At 52.5% G+C, this 21712-nt stretch carries 20 protein-coding genes; 4 read left to right on the forward strand and 16 right to left on the reverse strand.

The window, feature by feature from the left end; genetic code table 11:
• Window positions 1-230 precede the first annotated feature (230 nt).
• From glmU to asnC, 14 genes are all read right to left on the reverse strand, one after another.
• Window positions 231-1601, reverse strand: a complete 1371-nt coding sequence (gene glmU, locus ACHHZ6_RS19870; RefSeq protein ID WP_196390640.1) for a bifunctional UDP-N-acetylglucosamine diphosphorylase/glucosamine-1-phosphate N-acetyltransferase GlmU — start codon at window positions 1599-1601, stop codon at window positions 231-233.
• A 290-nt stretch (window positions 1602-1891) separates the two neighbouring features.
• Complete coding sequence (locus ACHHZ6_RS19875) at window positions 1892-2311, reverse strand: F0F1 ATP synthase subunit epsilon (protein ID WP_182273204.1); 420 nt, start codon at window positions 2309-2311, stop codon at window positions 1892-1894.
• Between the two features lie 20 nt (window positions 2312-2331).
• Window positions 2332-3714, reverse strand: a complete 1383-nt coding sequence (gene atpD / locus ACHHZ6_RS19880; RefSeq protein ID WP_014072438.1) for a F0F1 ATP synthase subunit beta — start codon at window positions 3712-3714, stop codon at window positions 2332-2334.
• A 31-nt stretch (window positions 3715-3745) separates the two neighbouring features.
• Window positions 3746-4609, reverse strand: a complete 864-nt coding sequence (atpG, locus tag ACHHZ6_RS19885) for a F0F1 ATP synthase subunit gamma (protein WP_182273205.1) — start codon at window positions 4607-4609, stop codon at window positions 3746-3748.
• A 51-nt stretch (window positions 4610-4660) separates the two neighbouring features.
• Entirely contained in the window at window positions 4661-6202 is a 1542-nt protein-coding gene (atpA, locus tag ACHHZ6_RS19890; protein WP_006808751.1) for a F0F1 ATP synthase subunit alpha, read from the reverse strand.
• Window positions 6203-6214: 12 nt separating this feature from the next.
• Window positions 6215-6748 (reverse strand): F0F1 ATP synthase subunit delta, encoded by a 534-nt coding sequence (gene atpH / locus ACHHZ6_RS19895; RefSeq protein WP_182273206.1) that lies wholly within the window; start codon window positions 6746-6748, stop codon window positions 6215-6217.
• Between the two features lie 14 nt (window positions 6749-6762).
• Window positions 6763-7233, reverse strand: a complete 471-nt coding sequence (gene atpF, locus ACHHZ6_RS19900) for a F0F1 ATP synthase subunit B (protein WP_182273207.1) — start codon at window positions 7231-7233, stop codon at window positions 6763-6765.
• A 48-nt stretch (window positions 7234-7281) separates the two neighbouring features.
• Window positions 7282-7521 (reverse strand): F0F1 ATP synthase subunit C, encoded by a 240-nt coding sequence (gene atpE / locus ACHHZ6_RS19905; protein WP_000429386.1) that lies wholly within the window; start codon window positions 7519-7521, stop codon window positions 7282-7284.
• A gap of 49 nt (window positions 7522-7570) precedes the next feature.
• On the reverse strand, window positions 7571-8386 hold the full coding sequence (atpB, locus tag ACHHZ6_RS19910; RefSeq protein ID WP_182273208.1) for a F0F1 ATP synthase subunit A: 816 nt from the start codon (window positions 8384-8386) through the stop codon (window positions 7571-7573).
• A gap of 8 nt (window positions 8387-8394) precedes the next feature.
• Window positions 8395-8775 carry a F0F1 ATP synthase subunit I gene (gene atpI, locus ACHHZ6_RS19915; RefSeq protein ID WP_008500194.1) on the reverse strand — a complete coding sequence of 127 codons (381 nt, stop codon included), beginning with the start codon at window positions 8773-8775 and terminating at the stop codon, window positions 8395-8397.
• Window positions 8776-9380: 605 nt separating this feature from the next.
• Window positions 9381-10004, reverse strand: a complete 624-nt coding sequence (gene rsmG / locus ACHHZ6_RS19920; protein ID WP_182273210.1) for a 16S rRNA (guanine(527)-N(7))-methyltransferase RsmG — start codon at window positions 10002-10004, stop codon at window positions 9381-9383.
• 108 nt (window positions 10005-10112) lie between these two features.
• Window positions 10113-12002, reverse strand: a complete 1890-nt coding sequence (gene mnmG / locus ACHHZ6_RS19925; RefSeq protein WP_023333918.1) for a tRNA uridine-5-carboxymethylaminomethyl(34) synthesis enzyme MnmG — start codon at window positions 12000-12002, stop codon at window positions 10113-10115.
• A 374-nt stretch (window positions 12003-12376) separates the two neighbouring features.
• Entirely contained in the window at window positions 12377-12826 is a 450-nt protein-coding gene (gene mioC, locus ACHHZ6_RS19930) for an FMN-binding protein MioC (protein WP_182273211.1), read from the reverse strand.
• Between the two features lie 90 nt (window positions 12827-12916).
• Window positions 12917-13375 (reverse strand): transcriptional regulator AsnC, encoded by a 459-nt coding sequence (gene asnC / locus ACHHZ6_RS19935; RefSeq protein ID WP_182273212.1) that lies wholly within the window; start codon window positions 13373-13375, stop codon window positions 12917-12919.
• A gap of 151 nt (window positions 13376-13526) precedes the next feature.
• Here asnC and asnA point away from each other — a divergent pair, with 151 nt between their 5' ends.
• Window positions 13527-14519 carry an aspartate--ammonia ligase gene (asnA, locus tag ACHHZ6_RS19940; RefSeq protein ID WP_395122948.1) on the forward strand — a complete coding sequence of 331 codons (993 nt, stop codon included), beginning with the start codon at window positions 13527-13529 and terminating at the stop codon, window positions 14517-14519.
• Here asnA and viaA read toward each other — a convergent pair whose 3' ends face one another.
• Together viaA and ravA are read right to left on the reverse strand one after the other, a co-directional pair.
• A complete protein-coding gene (gene viaA, locus ACHHZ6_RS19945) occupies window positions 14520-15971 on the reverse strand; it encodes an ATPase RavA stimulator ViaA (RefSeq protein ID WP_395122949.1) in 1452 nt (483 codons plus the stop codon).
• Entirely contained in the window at window positions 15965-17461 is a 1497-nt protein-coding gene (gene ravA, locus ACHHZ6_RS19950; protein WP_395122950.1) for an ATPase RavA, read from the reverse strand. Before ravA ends, viaA begins: the two co-directional genes overlap by 7 nt.
• 222 nt (window positions 17462-17683) lie before the next feature.
• Between ravA and kup the strand changes: the two genes are divergently transcribed.
• The 3 genes from kup (at window position 17684) to rbsA (ending at window position 21712) form a co-directional block, all read left to right on the forward strand.
• Window positions 17684-19552, forward strand: a complete 1869-nt coding sequence (gene kup / locus ACHHZ6_RS19955) for a low affinity potassium transporter Kup (RefSeq protein ID WP_182273216.1) — start codon at window positions 17684-17686, stop codon at window positions 19550-19552.
• A gap of 227 nt (window positions 19553-19779) precedes the next feature.
• Complete coding sequence (rbsD, locus tag ACHHZ6_RS19960) at window positions 19780-20199, forward strand: D-ribose pyranase (protein WP_182273217.1); 420 nt, start codon at window positions 19780-19782, stop codon at window positions 20197-20199.
• A gap of 7 nt (window positions 20200-20206) precedes the next feature.
• Window positions 20207-21712 carry a ribose ABC transporter ATP-binding protein RbsA gene (rbsA, locus tag ACHHZ6_RS19965; RefSeq protein ID WP_182920086.1) on the forward strand — a complete coding sequence of 502 codons (1506 nt, stop codon included), beginning with the start codon at window positions 20207-20209 and terminating at the stop codon, window positions 21710-21712.

Here is a 21712-nt window from a genome sequence, read left to right on the forward strand (position 1 = left end):
GATTCCGAATTTAGGCATAACGCCTGCGTTGTCGCTGACCTGTATTTACCCTTTCCGGGCACCCCGAGCCTTGTAGAGAGTGGGGCTATTTTTATAAGTACTGCTATTGGGTGGAGGATTATATTATCCCCTCATACCGACCCTCTCCCCAAAGGGGTGAGGGAGAAAAACACCGCACCGAACGTTCCCTTCTCCCTTTGGGGAGAGGGTTAGGGTGAGGAGTGAATCTGTTACTTCTTCTTCACCGGGCGTTTCCAGCCCTGTTTGTGCACCTGCGGTACACGGCTTAACACCAGCTCGTTATCCGCCACGTCTCGCGTTACGGTCGTCCCGGCAGCAATGGTCACGCCGTTGCCTACGGTGACAGGTGCCACCAGCTGCGTGTCGGAACCGACAAACACGTCATCACCAATGATAGTTTTAAACTTATTGGCACCGTCATAGTTACAGGTGATCGTCCCTGCACCAATGTTCACGTTATCGCCAATTTCCGCGTCGCCCAGATAGGTCAAGTGACCGGCTTTGGAGCCTTTACCCAGACGCGCTTTTTTCATCTCAACGAAGTTACCCACATGAGCGCCTTCCAGCAGCTCAGCACCCGGACGCAGACGTGCAAACGGGCCAATGGTACATGCCGCATCCAGACGGGCATCTTCCACCACACTGTAGGGGCTAATTTCGCAGTCGTCACCGATGATGCTGTTTTTGATAACACAGCCGCTGCCAATTTTAACGCGATTGCCAAGCTGAACGTGACCTTCAACAATAACGTTAGTATCAATCTCAACGTCGCGCCCGTGCGACAAGGTTCCGCGCAGATCAAAACGCGCCGGATCGCGCAGCATAACCCCTGCCAGCAGCAGTTTTTCCGCCTGTTCGGACTGATAAACACGTTCCAGACGGGAAAGCTGCAGACGGTTATTTACCCCTTCCGTTTCACTGATACGTGCAGGATGTACCGCAGCAATCTCATGCCCTTCCTGATACGCCATCGCAATGATGTCGGTGATGTAATATTCACCCTGGGCATTGTTGTTGTTGAGTTTTGACAGCCAGCGCTTCAGATCCGCGCCATTGGCAATCAGGATGCCGGTGTTGATTTCCTGAATCTGACGCTGAACGTCGCTGGCATCTTTGTGCTCAACGATACCCGTTACGTTGCCGTTTTCACGGGTAATGCGGCCATAGCCACTTGGATCGTCCAGCACGACGGTTAACAGGCCGATGCCGCCCTGAGGTTTGGCTTCACGCAGGCGAGCCAGCGTTTCAACAGAGATCAGCGGGACGTCACCGTAAAGCATCAGGATGTCTTCGTCATCAGCAAAGAAGGGGGCTGCCTGCTGCATCGCATGGCCAGTACCCAACTGTTCTGCCTGAAGTACCCAGTTGAGCGCGTTATCACCCAACGTTTCTTTCAGCAGATCGCCACCGTGTCCGTAAACCAAATGCACCTGGCGAGCACCAAGTTCATTCGCGGCATCAATGACATGCTGCACCATTGGCTTTCCTGCCAGGGTGTGCAGTACCTTCGGAAGATCGGAATACATGCGGGTACCTTTACCAGCGGCAAGGATGACCACGCTCATCGTATTGTTCAACATACGCGTCCTGACTGTAATTTGAGTGAGAAGTAAAACCCTTCGACGTTGAAAATTCCACATATTTTTCGCCATAAAATGGAATGGCGTTAAAACGCTCAACACCGGGCATTACGGGCTATTTGAAGATACTTTTTAGGGCAGAGTAAATCACTTTTTCTCTGAGAAATAGCTTTCTTGCAGTAAGTCACCAGTTCTCACAATGGCTTAACCATTTTTCGCACCGGGAATAAAGATCCATAAAAAAAGCCAGTCTGGAAACCAGACTGGCTTTTGTGCTTTTCAAGCCGGTGTTACATCGCTTTTTTGGTCAACTCGATAACGCGCAGTTTCGCGATCGCTTTGGCCAGTTCCGCAGACGCCTGAGCGTAATCCACGTCACCATGAGAGCTGCTAATGTGCTCTTCAGCCTTACGCTTCGATTCCAGGGCTCGCGCTTCGTCGAGATCCTGGCCACGAATAGCGGTATCGGCCAGAACGGTCACACTACCAGGCTGCACTTCAAGAATGCCGCCGGACAGATAGATAAACTCTTCGTGACCGAACTGTTTAACGATGCGGATCATACCAGGCTTAATGGCGGTGAGCAGCGGTGCGTGGCCTGGGTAAATGCCCAGTTCACCTTCACTACCCGTTACCTGGATTTTCTCGACCAGACCAGAGAACATTTGTTGCTCTGCGCTGACGACGTCCAGGTGGTAAGTCATTGCCATATCACCCTCCGATTAAGGCGTTAAAGTTTTTTGGCTTTTTCCACGGCTTCATCGATGGAACCAACCATGTAGAACGCCTGCTCTGGCAGGTGATCGTATTCGCCTTCCATGATGCCTTTAAAGCCACGGATGGTGTCTTTCAGGGAAACGTATTTACCCGGAGAACCGGTGAATACTTCCGCAACGAAGAACGGCTGGGACAGGAAGCGCTGGATCTTACGCGCACGTGCTACCACCAGTTTGTCTTCTTCAGACAGTTCATCCATACCCAGGATGGCGATGATGTCTTTCAGTTCCTGGTAACGCTGCAGCAGGGACTGTACGCCACGCGCTGTGTCGTAGTGTTCCTGACCAACAACCAGTGGATCCAGCTGACGGCTGGTGGAGTCCAGCGGGTCAACGGCCGGGTAGATACCCAGAGACGCGATCTGACGGCTCAGTACCACGGTTGCATCTAAGTGAGCAAAGGTGGTGGCTGGTGATGGGTCAGTCAAGTCATCCGCAGGTACGTATACCGCCTGAACGGAGGTGATAGAACCGGTTTTGGTAGAGGTGATACGTTCCTGAAGAACACCCATCTCTTCCGCAAGCGTAGGCTGGTAACCTACCGCTGAAGGCATACGACCCAGCAGTGCAGATACTTCCGTACCGGCCAGGGTGTAACGGTAGATGTTATCGACGAACAGCAGAACGTCACGACCTTCGTCACGGAACTTCTCAGCCATAGTCAGACCGGTCAGCGCAACGCGCAGACGGTTTCCTGGTGGCTCGTTCATCTGGCCGTAAACCAGGGATACTTTGTCCAGAACGTTGGAGTCGGTCATTTCGTGGTAGAAGTCGTTACCCTCACGAGTACGTTCACCTACGCCCGCAAATACGGAGTAACCGGAGTGCTCGATCGCGATGTTACGGATCAGCTCCATCATGTTTACGGTTTTACCTACACCCGCACCACCGAACAGACCAACTTTACCGCCCTTCGCAAACGGACACATCAGGTCGATAACTTTGATACCGGTTTCCAGCAGTTCCTGAGAGCTGGACAGCTCTTCGTAGGAAGGTGCTGCGCGGTGGATAGCCCAACGCTCTTCTTCACCGATGTCGCCTTTCATGTCGATTGGGTGACCCAATACGTTCATGATACGACCCAGTGTTGCTTTACCTACCGGGACTTCGATCGGGTGTTCAAGGTCTTTAACTTCCAGACCACGACGCAGACCGTCGGAAGAACCCATCGCGATGGTACGCACGATACCGCCGCCGAGCTGCTGCTGAACTTCCAGCACCAGGCTCTCGTTACCATTCTGTACCTCAAGCGCATCGTACACGCGCGGTACGGCGTCCTGAGGGAACTCGACGTCCACCACGGCGCCGATTACCTGGACAATCTTTCCAGTAGCCATCTTGAATCCTCTACGTAATTCGTAAACCTGGTTAAACCGCGGCGGCCCCCGAGACGATCTCGGTGAGTTCCTGAGTAATGCTGGCCTGACGAGCTTTGTTGTAAACCAACTGCAGCTCTTTAATCAGGCTGCCGCCATTATCGGTCGCGGCTTTCATCGCCACCATTCGTGCGGCCTGCTCGCTGGCCAGGTTTTCTACAACGCCCTGATAAACCTGAGATTCAACGTAACGACGCAGCAGAGTATCCAACAGCGGTTTCGGATCGGGTTCATACAGGTAATCCCAGGATTTTTGCTTCAGCGCTTCATCTTCTGATGCCGGTAAAGGCAGCATCTGAGTGAGCGTTGGAACCTGAGACATGGTGTTAATAAATTTGTTGCTGACAACGTACAGTCTGTCCAGACGGCCTTCATCATAGGCCTGCAACATCACTTTAACCGGGCCGATCAGTTCGGACAGGGATGGGTTATCACCCATACCGGTCACCTGAGCGACAATGTTGCCACCAACGGAGTTAAAGAAAGAAACGCCCTTAGAGCCGATCATTGCGATATCGCACTGAACGCCTTTTTCGGACCAGGCTTTCATATCCGCCAGTAGTTTTTTGAACAGGTTAATGTTCAAGCCGCCACACAGACCACGGTCGGTCGACACCACCAGGTAGCCCACGCGCTTAACGTCGCGTTCTTCCAGGTAAGGGTGCTTATATTCCAGATTACCGTTCGCAAGGTGACCAATCACTTTGCGCATGGTATCTGCATAAGGACGGCTGGCCGCCATGCGATCCTGCGATTTACGCATTTTGGAAGCGGCGACCATTTCCATCGCTTTAGTGATCTTCTGCGTGTTCTGGACGCTTGCGATCTTACTACGTATCTCTTTTGCGCCGGCCATGAGCTTCTCCTCAATGCCAGGCGGCTTGTCCTGAGACAAGCCGCCGGACGATTACCAGGATTGGGTTGCTTTGAAGGAATCGAGGATAGCTTTCAGCTTGCCTTCGATTTCGTCGTTATAGCCACCGGTCTGGTTGATCTCTTGCATCAGCGGAGCGTGATCACGGTCAACGTAAGCCAACAGAGCGGCTTCGAAGCTACCGATTTTCGCCAGTTCCACATCTTCGAGGTAACCGCGTTCAGCCGCGAACAGTACCAGGCCCTGCTGAGCAACAGACATTGGAGCGTACTGTTTCTGCTTCAGCAGCTCGGTCACTTTCTGACCGTGGCTCAGCTGTTTACGGGTTGCTTCGTCCAGATCGGATGCGAACTGAGAGAACGCAGCCAGTTCACGATACTGTGCCAGCGCGGTACGGATACCACCGGACAGTTTCTTGATGATCTTGGTCTGAGCAGCACCACCAACACGGGATACGGAGATACCCGGGTTAACCGCCGGACGAATACCGGAGTTAAACAGGTTGGTTTCCAGGAAGATCTGACCATCGGTAATGGAGATTACGTTGGTCGGAACGAACGCAGAAACGTCACCCGCCTGGGTTTCAATGATCGGCAGAGCGGTCAGAGAGCCCGTTTTACCCTTCACTTCACCTTTGGTGAAGTTCTCGACGTATTCCGCGTTAACGCGGGAAGCACGCTCCAGCAGACGAGAGTGGAGGTAGAATACGTCGCCAGGGAACGCTTCACGTCCTGGTGGACGACGGAGCAGCAGGGAAACCTGACGATAAGCAACAGCCTGTTTAGACAGGTCATCGTATACGATCAGTGCATCTTCACCGCGGTCACGGAAGTATTCGCCCATTGCGCAACCAGCATATGGTGCCAGGTATTGCAGTGCAGCAGATTCAGACGCAGTCGCCACAACAACGATGGTGTTAGACAGTGCGCCGTGCTCTTCCAGTTTACGAACCACGTTGGAAATGGTGGACGCTTTCTGGCCGATAGCCACGTACACACATTTGATGCCGGAGTCACGCTGGTTGATGATGGCGTCGATAGCCATCGCGGTTTTACCGGTCTGACGGTCACCGATGATCAGTTCACGCTGACCACGACCGATTGGGATCATGGCATCAACGGATTTATAACCAGTCTGTACTGGCTGATCAACGGACTGACGGTCGATAACGCCCGGTGCGATAACTTCGATTGGAGAGAAGCCATCGTGCTCAACCGGACCTTTACCGTCGATTGGCGCACCCAGGGTGTTAACTACACGACCCAGCAGGCCACGGCCAACCGGTACTTCCAGAATACGGCCAGTACACTTAACCTTCATGCCTTCGGCGAGGTCAGCGTATGGGCCCATCACAACTGCACCTACGGAGTCGCGCTCCAGGTTCAGTGCGATAGCGTAACGGTTACCCGGCAGGGAGATCATTTCACCCTGCATACAATCGGCCAGGCCGTGGATGCGGATAACACCGTCGCTTACAGAAACAATAGTACCTTCGTTGTGAGCTTCACTCACAACACTGAACTGAGCAATGCGCTGCTTGATCAGTTCGCTGATTTCGGTGGAATTCAGTTGCATGCTCCAGTCCCCTTAAGACTGCAAGACGTCTGCAAGGCGCTCAAGACGGCCGCGTACGCTGCCATCAATGACCATATCACCCGAACGGATGATTACGCCTGCCATTACAGACTTATCGATTTTGCAATTCAGCTTAACTTTGCGTGACAGACGTTTTTCCATCGCGGAAGTAATCTTCGAAAGCTGTTCGTTACTCAGTTCATTCGCAGAAGTCACTTCAACTTCAGCGGTAGCTTCACTAAGGGCACGTAAGTGCTCGAACTGCTCAAGAACATCCGGAAGCACGCGCAGACGACCGTTTTCAGCCATCACCTTAATCAGGTTCTGGCCGCTGGCATCCAGTTGTTCTCCGCACACGGCGATAAACGACGCGGCGAGAGTTTCAGGCGCTAATGCACCGGAAAGCAACTCAGCCATTTGTTCGTTTTTCGTCACCTCAGCGGCAAACGCCAGCATATCCTGCCAGCGATCGACATTTTGGTGTTCGACAGCAAAGTCAAAAGCTGCTTTGGCGTAGGGGCGAGCTACCGTAACAAATTCAGACATCAGCCCCTCCCTCCTTACAGTTCAGCGACAAGTTTGTCCACGATGTCGCTGTTAGCAGCTTCATCCACGGAACGTTCGATGATCTTCTCGGCGCCAGCAACAGCCAGAATCGCAACCTGCTTACGCAGTTCTTCACGAGCACGTTTACGCTCAGCATCAATTTCAGCCTGAGCTTGTGACACGATCTTAGTACGTTCCTGTTCTGCTTCAGCTTTGGCTTCGTCCAGGATCTGAGCACGGCGTTTGTTAGCCTGTTCGATGATTACCTGAGCTTCCGCTTTCGCTTTTTTCAGCTGGTCTGTCGCGTTGGCCTGTGCAAGGTCCAAATCTTTCTTAGCGCGTTCTGCAGAAGCCAGACCGTCAGCAATTTCTTTCTGACGTTTTTCGATGGCAGCCATTAAAGGCGGCCATACATACTTCATGCAGAACCAGACAAAGAGAATAAACGCGATGGCCTGGCCGAGGATTGTTGCGTTCATGTTCACAGCACAATACCTCTTAAATTTCTGTGGCTTAGGGTTTTAAAACAGCTACTACGCGACAGCAAACATCACGTACAGACCCAGACCTACAGCGATCATTGGGATAGCATCCACCAGACCCATAACGATAAAGAACTGAGTACGCAGCAGAGGAATCAGATCCGGTTGACGCGCTGCGCCTTCCAGGAATTTACCCCCGAGGATGCCGATACCGATCGCAGCACCGATAGCCGCCAGACCCATCATCACAGCGGCAGCCATGTACAGCAGATCCATATTCAGGTTTTCCATGACAGTCTCCAGTTTGTTTCAATTAAAACGTAGTAGTGTTGGTAAAGAATCAGTGCTCTTCAGATGCCATCGACAGATAGACAATCGTCAGAACCATGAAGATAAAGGCTTGCAGCGTAATGATCAGGATGTGGAAAATGGCCCACGGCACATTAAGAATCCACTGTGACCACCACGGCAGAAGACCCGCGATCAGAATGAAAATCAGCTCACCCGCATACATGTTGCCGAACAGTCGCAGACCCAGTGATACAGGCTTGGACAGCAGGCTAACGCCTTCCAGGATCAGGTTGACCGGAATGAACGCCCAGTGGTTGAACGGCTGCAAGGTAAGCTCTTTCACAAAGCCGCTTACGCCTTTCATTTTGATGCTGTAGAAAAGAATCAGGATAAATACACCGAGCGCCATCGACAGGGTGATGTTCACGTCAGCAGACGGAACCACGCGCAGCGCTGGCAGACCGAGAACATGCTCGCCGATCCACGGAATAAAATCGATAGGCAGAAGGTCCATCAGGTTCATCAGGAACACCCAAACGAACACGGTCAGGGCCAGTGGAGCAATCAGCTTGCTCTTGCCATGGTACATGTCTTTGACGCTACCATGCACGAAGCCGATGATCATCTCGACGAACGTCTGGAATTTCCCTGGAACACCGCTGGTCGCCCTTTTAGCAACACCGCGGAACATGGCCAGGAACAGAAGACCCAACACCACCGAGAAGAACATGGAGTCGATGTTGATCGTCCAGAAGGTGGCCGGGGGGTTATGCGGATCCACCAGCGAGAATGTACGCAGGTCCAGCTGAAGGTTATTCAGATGGTGACCTATGTAATCCTGCGGCGTCATATTTTCTGAAGCCATGATGCCTTTTACCCTTTGTTGTTGATTACAGCTGGAGCCAGAACTTGTACCACCAGCACCAAAACCCACGTTGCTATCAGCGGCATGAATACCACTTTCAAAACCGCCAGCGCCATCACCAGTAGAGCAAAGGTCAGCAACACCTTACATACTTCGCCCAGAGCGAAGGACCAGGCCACGCGGCCTTTGGCGGGTGTATGCGCCTGATGACGCCAGGCAAAAATCATAAACAATACGTTTGGCAGAACAACCGCCAAACCCCCGCACACGGCGGAGATGCCCCAGAAGGGGTCTTTGAGGCTAAACAGCAGTCCACTTGCTATCACAGCCAGAAACTGAATGAACAGAAGCTTACGAGCAACGTTTCTACTCAAGAGCGACACAGACATCACGTTTTTACTCCTGCTCCCTTCGAGGTATGTCGCGTGTCGTATAAAACGTCCTTTAAGGCTCGGAGTCAAGCATCAAAAAGCGGACAAATTATACGGTGCGCACCCGTGATTTCAAACATTAAGTAGCGAAAAGGTGAATAAATGTTTAAATATTTTTCCCCGTCGCTATTTTTTAACTTTTGACTAAAGCATCGACCTTCGGACAAAACTGCAAACAGCGCGAAAACGTTGATGACAAAGCGTGCACGGGATCACAAAATACACATTTCCGATAAGGCTGCATTTATCACGGTTAATTTCATCTTTATGAAATTAAAGATAAAATATAGTCACTATTTTCAAAACAGCCCTGTATACAACAAAAACCTTTCATTGACATTCTTAATAAATATTTAACATCACGTTCTTGTTGCGACGTCCCACTTTTAGCAGACTGATATTTTCACTGTTGATTATCTTCATGGTGAACAATACCTGTGAAGTTAACCGTAAGAAAATCCTTAGTAAAAATAAGGTTAAATTAACTTCAGCTAAATCTCTTTAGTTGTGCTGTTTTTTAACACATTGAGAACAGCACAAATTCCACATTTTTTATTAATTTTTTAAAAAATGTTTGCCTTAATTATCACCAGATGGCGCTCACCGTCGAGCTGAGGAATCTGTAATTTCTCAATGGATTCGACAGAATAACCGTCCGGAAGCTGCTCAATTTCTTCGCCTGGAAGCTGCCCTTTCAGCGCATAGAAACGACCATTCTCAGCAGGCAGATGCTTGCACCAGCTCACCATGTCGTTCAGTGAGGCAAATGCACGGCTGATAACACCATCAAACGGCGGCTCAGCCGGGAACTCCTCTACCCTGCTCTGCACAGGCGTAATGTTTTCAAGCTTCAGCTCATGCTGCACCTGGCGTAAAAAGCGCACGCGCTTGCCCAGGCTGTCCAGCAGTGTGAAATGGCTCTCAGGACGGACAATCGACAACGGGATACCCGGTAGCCCCGGCCCCGTCCCAACGTCGATAAAGCGCTCACCGCTCAGATATGGAGCCACCACGATACTGTCGAGGATATGGCGAATCAGCATCTCGTTGGGGTCGCGCACAGACGTCAGATTGTACGCTTTGTTCCATTTGTTCAGCATATCGACATAAGCCACCAGCTGATTTTTCTGGTGATCGGTGAGCGAAATACCTGCCTGATCCAGCAGACGAGAGAGTTTATTGAGCACAGTGAATACCTGTTTAGAAATAATTTGCCCGGTGGCGCTAACGCTTACCGGGCCTGCAAAGCTGTAGAGCGGGTCAGCAAAACGCCGCCCGCCAAAAAACAAAAGTGATTACGCGCTACGACGCAGCATACCTTGCTTTTTCAACCACACCAGCAGAATTGAAATCGCGGCAGGTGTGACGCCGGAGATACGGGATGCCTGGCCGATAGACACAGGTTTGTGATCGTTCAGCTTGGCGATCACTTCATTGGAAAGGCCAGTCACCTGACGATAGTCCAGCATTTCCGGCAGCAGCGTGTTTTCGTTGCGCTGCTGTTTTTCGATCTCATCCTGCTGACGCGCGATATAACCTTCGTATTTTACCTGGATTTCAACCTGCTCAGCCGCTTCAGCGTCTTCAAGGCCTGGAGCGAACGCTGTCAGTTTGACCAGGTTCTCATAGGTCACTTCCGGACGACGCAGCAAGTCTTCACCACTGGCTTCACGCGAGAGCGGCGCAGTCAAGTGAGCGTTCACTTCGGCAGCAGTTTCCGCCTGCGGGTTGACCCACGTTGTCTTCAGGCGTTGACGTTCCTGTTCGATGCGTTCCAGTTTCTCGTTGAAACGCGCCCAGCGTTCGTCATCCACCAGACCCAGCTCACGACCCATTTCGGTCAGACGCAGGTCGGCATTATCTTCGCGCAGCATCAGGCGATATTCTGCACGAGAGGTAAACATACGGTACGGTTCTTTGGTACCCAGGGTGCAGAGATCGTCGACCAGAACCCCCAGGTAAGCCTGAGAACGTCCCGGTGCCCAACCCTCTTTCTCAGCGGAGAAGCGTGCAGCGTTCAGACCTGCAAGCAGACCCTGTGCGGCAGCTTCTTCGTAACCGGTAGTGCCGTTGATCTGACCCGCGAAGAACAGGCCGTGGATGAACTTGCTCTCCAGAGTTGGCTTCAGGTCACGCGGATCGAAGAAATCGTACTCAATAGCGTAGCCTGGACGAACAATTTTAGCGTTCTCCATACCTTGCATTGAGCGAACAATTTGCATCTGAACGTCAAATGGCAGGCTGGTGGAGATACCGTTCGGGTAAATTTCGTTAGATGTCAGTCCTTCCGGCTCCAGGAAGATCTGGTGCTGGTTACGATCGGCAAAGCGCATCACCTTGTCTTCGATCGACGGGCAGTAACGCGGGCCGATCCCTTCGATCACACCCGCGTACATTGGGCTACGATCGAGATTATTGCGGATCACGTCATGTGTTTTTTCGTTGGTATGCGTGATGTAACACGGTACCTGCTGTGGATGCTGAGCAGCATTTCCCATGAACGAGAACACCGGCATTGGGTTATCGCCATGCTGTTGCGCCAGCACGCTAAAATCTATGGTACGAGCATCAATACGCGGCGGCGTCCCGGTTTTCAGGCGGCTGACGCGCAGCGGCAGTTCACGCAAACGGCGTGAAAGGGGAATAGACGGCGGATCGCCAGCACGGCCACCGCTGTAGTTATCCAGGCCGATATGAATTTTACCATCCAGGAATGTCCCGACGGTCAGCACAACGGCTTTAGCGCGGAACTTAAGCCCCATCTGGGTAACAGCACCAACGACGCGATCGTTCTCAACGATAAGATCTTCCACTGCCTGCTGGAAGATCATCAGATTTGGCTGGTTCTCTAGCGCAGTGCGTACAGCCTGACGGTAAAGCACACGGTCAGCCTGAGCTCGGGTTGCACGGACCGCAGGGCCTTTACTCGCGTTTAGTATCCTAAACTGGATGCCTGCCTGATCGATAGCTTTCGCCATCAGGCCGCCAAGTGCATCCACTTCTTTTACCAGGTGTCCTTTCCCAATGCCGCCAATCGCCGGGTTACAGGACATTTGTCCCAGCGTGTCGATATTGTGTGTCAAAAGCAGGGTCTGCTGACCCATTCGCGCTGCGGCCATTGCGGCCTCAGTGCCTGCATGACCCCCGCCAATGATAATGACGTCAAAAGGATCCTGATAAAACATGGTGGTCTGCCTCGCGTAAAGCGGTATGAAAATGGATTGAAGCCCGGGCCGTGGATTCTACTCAACTTTAGTCTTTCGAGAAAGCATTGGGATCCTGGGCTATTAAAAAGAAGATCTTTTTATTTAGAGATCTGTTCTATTGTGATCTCTTATTAGGATCGCGAACCTTTGTGGATAAGTCAGATCTCGCAAAGAAGATCATGTAGTTAGAAAGGATCGTTTGCTGTGAATGATCGGTGATCCTGGCCAGTATAAGCTGGGATCAGATCGCGACTTTATACACAGGGTAAAAACGGCCTCTACGTTATTCTTTGGATAACTACTGCTTAATACGAGCTTTTAACCAGAGTTATCCACATCTGTTCGCGCGATCTTTAACCGTTTTTGAGTAAATTTTTCCATTCACCCAGCCAGACTTCCGCTGGATCTTCCGGAATATCATGATCGAGGATGTTGATCTTCAGCGTTTCGCCCAGTTGTTTTGCCCCACAAGCGACGATGGCAGCTTCAACTTTCTCTATTGCACCGCAGAAGGTGTCATATTCGCGGCTGCCAATCCCGACTGCGCCAAAGCGGACGCTGGACAGGTCAGGCTGTTGTTCCTGCAGCTCGTCATATAAAGGTTGCAGGTTATCCGGGAGATCGCCTGCGCCGTGCGTGGAGGTGATCAGCAGCCAGATCCCATCTGTCGGGAGATCTTCAAGCAATGGCCCGTGCAGGGTTTCTGTGGAAAAGCCCGCATCTTCCAGCTTTTCAGCCAGATGTTCCGCAACATATTCCGCGCCACCCAGGGTGCTGCCGCTGATAAGAGTAATGTCCGCCATTGATCGCTCGCTCAGATAAAGAGGCGGTCATTGTACGCTGTGAACGAGCTGGGATCTACCTGTGGAAAATGTGGGAATGAATTTGCCCGATCATGGGCGAATTGTACGCATGATCGGGTTTTGCAGGGAGATCAGTGTCTCGGTGGACTGAATTTCATCGATTGTTTGGATCTTGTTGATAAGTACCTGCTGGAGGGCATCAATGGATCGGCACATCACTTTTATAAAGATGCTGTAGTGTCCGGTGGTGTAGTACGCCTCGGTGACCTCATCAAGGGCGTTCAGCTTTGCCAGAGCGGAAGGGTAGTCTTTGGCGCTTTTGAGAATTATGCCAATGAAGCAGCACACGTCATAACCCAGCTGCCTTGGGCTGACATCAATACGTGCGCCGGTAATGATCCCCGCCTGTTTCATTTTCTCTACGCGAACGTGAATTGTCCCCGGGCTGACACCAAACTGTTTCGCCAGTTCGGCGTAGGCGGTGCGCGCATTAGCCATTAAGACTTCCAGGATGCCGCGGTCCAGATTGTCGATCTGATAATTTTCCATATGTTTTTCTTATGAAGATTAATGAATCTCTCTATTCTAGCGCTACATTTTGATGAATCAAAAGTGAAGGTGGCTTTTTGTTGTTTGATTATTGAATTGAGTGCCATTTTTGTTGCTTAATCAATACCAACAGGACGCAGGAGTATAAATAATGAAAACCGCTTACATCGCAAAACAACGCCAGATCAGTTTCGTTAAATCCCATTTTTCCCGCCAGCTGGAAGATAAGCTTGGTCTGATTGAAGTTCAGGCTCCGATTCTTAGCCGCGTGGGGGACGGGACGCAGGATAACTTGTCCGGATGCGAAAAAGCGGTACAGGTGAAAGTGAAAACACTGCCAGACGCTCAGTTCGAAGTGGTTCATTCACTGGCGAAATGGAAGCGTCAAACCCTGGGGCAACACGACTTCAGCGCAGGCGAAGGGCTGTACACGCACATGAAAGCCCTTCGCCCCGATGAAGACCGCCTGTCAGCGATTCATTCTGTCTACGTTGACCAGTGGGACTGGGAGCGCGTGATGGGGGATGGCGAGCGCCACGTAGGTACCTTGAAATCTACCGTTGAGGCGATCTACGCCGGGATCAAAGCCACCGAAGCCGCAGTGAGCAAAGAGTTTGGCCTGGCACCGTTCCTGCCGGAATCGATCCACTTTGTTCACAGTCAGGATCTGCTGACCCGCTTCCCGGATCTGGATGCCAAAGGTCGTGAACGGGCGATAGCCAAAGAGCTGGGTGCTGTGTTCCTGATAGGGATTGGCGGCAAGCTCTCTGACGGTAAACGTCACGATGTTCGCGCGCCGGATTATGATGACTGGAGCACGGTGGGCGAAAGTGAATTCGCGGGTCTGAACGGTGATATTCTGGTCTGGAACCCGGTGCTGGAAGATGCGTTTGAACTTTCTTCTATGGGGATCCGCGTGGATGCTGACGCGCTGAAACGTCAGCTGGCGGTCACCGGTGATGAAGAGCGTCTGCAGCTGGAGTGGCACCAGGCGCTGTTGCGCGGTGAAATGCCTCAGACCATTGGCGGCGGTATTGGTCAGTCCCGTCTGACCATGTTATTGCTGCAACTCTCTCATATTGGTCAGGTACAGTGTGGTGTCTGGCCACAGCAGGTACGTGAAAGCGTCGGTTCCCTTCTTTAATTAATGCCGCCAGCGTCTGAGCAGGCGGCTACGCAACCCGGTATCAAAGCGCCAGATATGATCGAAGATGCGCATGATGCCGGGTTTTCCATGTGCTGACATCGCCACGGCATGAAAACGGTGATGATGCACCCGCTGTAACTCCTTCACTTTATTGACCACATCATCCGGCAGTCGCTGAGCAATAAAATCGGAAATCACCACCGCGTCAGCGTCGTACCACTCTCCGCCCTGCATACGTTCGACAATGCTACGAAAACAGCTGGCCAGATCGGTACCGCCACGAAAACGCTGGCTTAAAAAGCGGATTGCCTGCTCGATGCCCTGCTGGCTCGTCAGTTCGTAGCTCACCACTTCGCTGGAGAACAGCATGATGAAGCATCGACGTCGGTCTGCGAGCGCCACGCGCATCAGAGCCAGGCAGAATGCTTTTGCACATTGTTCATTAAAACCGCCCATCGAACCGGATGTATCCACGCAAACAATAAAAGGCCCGCGAGGCTGTTCATCAAAATCCTGATGGATGACAGGACGTTGGCTGATCTTCTCGCGCCAGGCTTCACCGTGCAGACGATAGGTCAGGAGCTGTTTTTCCACCAGCCGACGGTAAAATTCATATTCCAGCTCGGTCATCCCCAGCGTGCTCAGTTCGGTGGGCAACAGACGTAAAATGTCATTACTTTGCTGTAAGCCATCTACCTGTTCCGGTACGGTTGCTGGCTCACGAACCAGGGTGCGGAAAGTTTCCATTGGGGCATCTTTCTTTGGAACGGACTTTGCCTCCCTTGAACGACCAAGCTGCTCCGCAAGTTTCATGAGTTCCGGCTGTTGTGCCAGAAAGTCACCGTACTTCACGATCAGCTGGTAGTCACCGCGCCGTAACTGCCCGGCGCTCATATCCCAGAGACGTCCGGCAGCGTTTTCATTTTCCACCAGCACCTGTTCCAGCTGACCACTCAGCGTCATCCGTTCCTGTACTTCGCTGAGCAGTTGCTCGCGTTCTTCATCCAGTAGCTGTTGGTTGAGGGTGGTGGCCTGAACGACCAGGCTGAGTCGCCAGCGCTGTAAAAACAGGGTATGCAGTGCCGGGGTAAAGGTGGCGTTATCCGTGACCAGCGTCCGGGCCTGGCTGGCAAAGGGAGAGTGTACTTTATCGAGCAACGTCAGCGTTTGGGGAAGCTGGACGATAAACTGCGGCGTCGAAAGCCGCTGGCACTGTTGATAGCAAGCGACCTCTTCCGTCAGCTCCGGCGGGACTTCGGTCTCTTTGAATCGCTGCCGCAGATTATCGCGCCAGCGCGGGAGATCGTCGGTCATCGCCTTTTTGAGCTTTGGAAATTTTTCAAAAAAGGCCGCCAGCTGTGGCGAAGCCAGCAGCGTAATCACGACCTCTTCGATCAGCCCTTCTTCACTGACCGCCAGCATGACGTTAAGTGTGTCCAGCGTTAGCATTGACGCGCCTGTTTGATCTGCGCGCTGACATCCTGCAGGCTGGATTCGATACGACCTAACCAGTCGCTATGAATAAAGAGGCATTTTTGCTGTTCACTGAAGCGCGTGTGCTGCTGGTGCCATTCGGTATCCAGCGCTTCCAGCTGCTGTTTGATCTCTTCTGGTACGCTATCGGAGGTTGTTCCGGGTAAAGCAAGACGCGATCCCTGCAGGCTCACATCGCGGATCACCAGATGCTGGCTGCTATCCACTTCCATATTGAGCGGCTGTGCAAAACCGATGCCGTTGAGCTTGCCACGGATCTCACCGCTCTTATCGAGCCATTGCGCCAGCGCCTCGCGCTCAATCGTAACGTGAACCACCTGCATGTCATGAAGTTTAAGCGGTTGCTGGAGCAATAGCGTAAGCGTCGTGCTCGTTAGCCCGGCAGGCAGTTCATAGTGCGGTTTACGGGCAAACATACCGCCAAGTCGGTTCACTTTCAGCGCCGTTTTATCACTTTGCTGTTGCTGAAGCTGGATGCGTCGTTGGGCAATCGCTCCGAGCTGGTTGAGCATCGACTGCTGGCCCCAGGCGTGTCCGGTCATCAATATTTCAAGCTGCTGCTGCATCAGATTCATGCCTTCTGCATCGTGCCAGAGACAATCTTTCAGCAGGATTAGATCTATAGGTGCAACTGCATCACGCCCGCTGAATAAGGCGCTTGCCTGCAGCAGGCGGATCGCTTTTTTCCAGCGTCGGTCGGAGACATACGGTGCAGAGGGCAGTAAATCAAGCTGCTGGCGCAGCATGAAAATCAGCTCAAAAACGGCATCAGGCAGTTTGATTTTGCCAATATCCTGCTGCCATTGGTGATACTCCTCATCCGTTACCTGTAGTGAAGCGGATACCGGGTTTTCATTCTCATCCTGCTGGCTTACCAGCATGGAGCGGAAGTTCGCTTTGTCCTGCACTTTGTCTAACCACAGGCGGATCAACATACGGTCATACAGTGCTTCCAGGCTGCTGTCAGCTTCAGGCAGTTCGTTTGATGCCGCCACCAACAGGCGCATCGGGATTTTCTCTTCGCTTGCGCCATTGCGAAACCGACGTTCGTTAATCGCCGTGAGCAGCGTGTTCAGTATGGCCGGGCCAGCTTTCCAGATCTCATCAAGAAAAACGATTTCCGCTTCCGGGAGATAACCCTCCGTCAGACGCTGATAGCGTCCCTCATCTTTCAGCGCCTGTATGGAAAGCGGACCGAAAACTTCTTCGGGGGTGGAAAACCGGGTCATCAGGTATTCGAAGGCGCGTGCATTCTGAAAAGCAAACTTCAGCCGACGGGCAATCAGGCTTTTAGCAATGCCCGGGGGGCCGAGTAAAAATACGCTTTCGCCGCTCAGTGCCGCCAGTAAACAGAGGCGGATGGCGTGGCTACGCTCGAAAAGACCTTTCTCCAGCGCCCCGCTGAGACGGGAAATTCTTTCTGCTAATAAATGTGAGTGAGCCATAATAGTTTTGCATCCTTTCGCCGTCGTGGCGGCCAATTGAAGCGAGTATAGACGTTTCAGTCAGGGCTGGTAATAGACTGAAGTGCGGCGCAATTTTCTTTGCGCTACATTAATGCGGTTGCATTTAGGGGTACGATTTTGCAGTGAATCGTGCATACTGTGCGCTTTTTGTGGGCCAAGGGACTAAGCACACATTTGTTATTTAAACGAAAAGACTAGTCTATGAGCACTGATAATAAACAATCATTACCCGCAATAACGCTTGCGGCGATCGGGGTTGTCTACGGTGATATCGGCACCAGCCCACTTTATACGCTTCGTGAATGTCTGTCCGGTCAGTTTGGTTTTGGTGTTGAACGTGATGCCGTGTTTGGCTTCCTGTCACTGATCTTCTGGCTGTTGGTCCTGGTCGTGTCTGTAAAATACCTGTCCTTCGTGATGCGTGCAGATAACGCGGGTGAAGGGGGGATACTGACGCTGATGTCGCTTGCCGGGCGCAATACGTCCGCCAGAATGACGTCGGTACTGGTTATCATCGGCCTGATTGGCGGCAGTTTCTTCTATGGGGAAGTGGTGATCACGCCCGCGATCTCGGTTCTCTCGGCGATAGAGGGGCTTGAGATTATCGCGCCGCAGCTCGATACGTGGGTTGTCCCGCTGGCCATCATTGTTCTGACGTTGCTGTTTATAATCCAGAAACACGGTACCGGGCTGGTAGGGAAACTGTTCGCCCCGATTATGTTTGCCTGGTTCCTGGTTCTCGCGGCGCTGGGCTTGCGCAGCATTATTGCCAACCCGGAAGTGCTGCAGGCGCTGAACCCGTACTGGGCGGTGCATTTCTTCCTGGAATACAAAGTGGTTTCCTTTGTGGCGCTGGGGGCGGTCGTGCTGTCCATCACCGGTGTTGAAGCGCTGTATGCTGATATGGGGCACTTCGGGAAACTGCCTATCCGTGTGGCATGGTTTGTTGTGGTGTTACCGTCGCTGGTGCTGAACTACTTCGGCCAGGGCGCACTGCTGCTCGATAATCCGGAAGCGATTAAGAACCCGTTCTTCCTGCTGGCCCCGGACTGGGCGCTGGTACCTATGTTGATCCTCGCCACCCTGGCGACAGTGATTGCCTCTCAGGCGGTGATTTCTGGCGTGTTCTCCCTGACGCGTCAGGCCGTGCGTTTGGGTTATCTCTCCCCAATGCGCATCATCCATACATCGGAAATGGAGTCGGGTCAGATTTACATCCCGTTCATTAACTGGTTGCTCTATTTTTCGGTTGTTATCGTTATCGTTAGCTTTGAGCACTCCAGTAATCTGGCTGCAGCCTACGGTATTGCTGTAACCGGTACGATGGTGCTGACGTCGATTCTCTCTGCCACGGTGGCACACCGAAACTGGCACTGGAATAAACTCCTTGTGGGGGTGATTCTGACAGGTTTCCTGTGTATCGACGTGCCGCTGTTCTCTGCGAACCTCGACAAGATTGTCTCCGGTGGCTGGCTGCCGCTCACGCTGGGTCTGGTGATGTTCATTGTGATGACGACATGGAAGAGCGAGCGTTTCCGCCTGTTGCGTCGCATACATGAACACGGTAATTCTCTGGATGCGATGATTGCTTCGCTGGAGAAATCCCCGCCAGTTCGTGTACCGGGTACCGCGGTGTATATGTCTCGTGCGCTGAACGTGATCCCGTTCGCGCTGATGCATAACCTCAAGCACAATAAGGTGCTGCACGAACGCGTGATCCTGCTGACGCTGCGCACTGAAGATGCCCCGTATGTTCACAACGTACGCCGCGTACAGATTGAGCAACTGTCACCGACCTTCTGGCGCGTGGTGGCAAGCTACGGCTGGCGTGAAACACCAAACGTGGAAGAGGTGTTCCATCGCTGTGGTCTGGAAGGGCTGAGCTGTCGCATGATGGAGACATCGTTCTTCATGTCACACGAGTCGCTGATTATGGGCAAGCGTCCGTGGTATCTGCGTCTGCGTGGCAAGCTATACCTTATTCTGCAGCGTAACGCCCTGCGCGCACCTGACCAGTTTGAGATCCCGCCTAACCGTGTGATTGAGCTGGGGACGCAGGTCGAGATTTAATCTCCTCTGCGGTCTGGTGCCCTCACCCTAACCCTCTCCCGCAAGGAGAGGGCGCAAACATAAAAAACGGTAACCAGAGGGTTACCGTTTTGCATTTATCTCCCTCAACATTTCACTTAGCGAAACGTTTCGACGTTGATCACAAATCTGTTACGTCACGGTGGTTTTCTGAACACTCTTGAGACTAAACTGATTTTAGCGAAACGTTTCGCTAGTGGAGCAAGAAAATGAAGAAAGGCACTGTACTCAACTCAGAAATCTCATCGGTTATTTCCCGTCTTGGGCATACCGATACGCTGGTAGTTTGCGATGCAGGCTTACCGGTTCCGCACAGCACAACCCGTATTGATATGGCGTTAACGCAGGGCGTGCCCTCGTTCATGCAGGTACTGGATGTGGTGACTGCGGAGATGCAGGTTGAGGCGGCCATTCTCGCGGCGGAAATCAAACAACATAATCCGCAACTCCACGAAACGTTGCTCAGCCACATTGAGCAACTGCAACAACACCAGGGAAACACCATAGAAATTCGTTACACAACGCACGAGCAGTTCAAACAACAAACCGCAGACAGTCAGGCGGTGATTCGCAGCGGGGAGTGTTCCCCGTATGCGAATATTATTCTCTGTGCTGGCGTCACCTTCTGAGGCCATCATGGACGCATTACTGCAACTTAAAGGGATCGATAAATCGTTCCCGGGCGTAAAAGCCCTCTCCGGTGCAGCGCTGAACGTTTACCCAGGACGCGTTATGGCGCTGGTGGGTGAGAACGGCGCGGGCAAATCCACCATGATGAAAGTGCTGACCGGTATCTACCAGCGCGACGCAGGTTCACTGCTGTGGTTGGGTAAAGAGACCACGTTCACTGGCCCGAAATCCTCTCAGGAAGCGGGTATCGGCATTATCCACCAGGAACTGAACCTGATCCCGCAACTCACCATTGCGGAGAACATCTTCCTCGGCCGTGAGTTCGTTAACCGGTTTGGTAAAATCGACTGGAAAACGATGTATGCCGAAGCCGACAAATTGCTGGTGAAGCTGAACCTGCGCTTTAAGAGTGACCGTCTGGTGGGCGAGCTTTCCATTGGCGATCAGCAAATGGTGGAAATCGCCAAGGTGCTGAGCTTCGAGTCGAAGGTCATCATCATGGATGAACCAACCGATGCGCTCACCGATACCGAAACCGAATCCCTTTTCCGCGTCATCCGCGAGCTGAAAGCGCAGGGACGTGGGATTGTCTATATTTCTCACCGTATGAAAGAGATTTTCGAGATCTGCGACGACGTGACCGTCTTCCGCGACGGGCAATTTATTGCCGAGCGAGAAGTGGCAACGCTGACCGAAGATACGCTTATCGAAATGATGGTGGGACGTAAGCTCGAAGATCAGTACCCGCATCTGGACAAGCAGCCTGGCGAGATCCGCCTGAAGGTGGACAACCTCTGCGGTCCGGGAGTGAACGACGTAACCTTTACGCTACGTCAGGGGGAAATTCTGGGCGTGGCGGGCCTGATGGGCGCGGGGCGTACCGAGCTGATGAAAGTGCTGTATGGCGCACTGCCGCGCACCAGCGGTTATGTGACGCTCGATGGCCGTGAAGTGGTTACCCGTTCTCCGCAAGATGGTCTGGCAAACGGCATCGTCTATATTTCCGAAGACCGCAAGCGTGATGGCTTAGTGCTGGGCATGTCAGTGAAAGAGAATATGTCGCTTACTGCACTGCGCTATTTCAGCCACAGTGGCGGCAGCCTGAAGCACAAAGACGAACAGCAGGCGGTCAGTGATTTTATTCGTCTCTTTAACGTCAAAACTCCGTCGATGGAGCAGGCGATTGGCCTGTTGTCCGGCGGTAATCAGCAGAAAGTCGCGATTGCTCGCGGGCTGATGACGCGTCCGAAAGTGCTGATCCTTGATGAGCCAACTCGCGGCGTGGACGTGGGGGCGAAGAAAGAGATCTATCAGCTGATTAACCAGTTCAAGGCCGACGGTCTGAGCATCATTCTGGTCTCTTCCGAGATGCCAGAAGTATTAGGCATGAGCGATCGTATTATCGTCATGCATGAAGGGCATCTCGGCGGTGAATTCACTCGCGAGCAGGCCACCCAGGAAGTTCTGATGGCTGCCGCTGTGGGCAAGCTTAATCGCGTGAATCAGGAGTAA

The sequence above is a fragment of the Enterobacter cloacae complex sp. 2024EL-00214 genome (genome assembly GCF_043945575.1).
Classification (GTDB): Bacteria; Pseudomonadota; Gammaproteobacteria; order Enterobacterales; family Enterobacteriaceae; genus Enterobacter; species Enterobacter cloacae_P.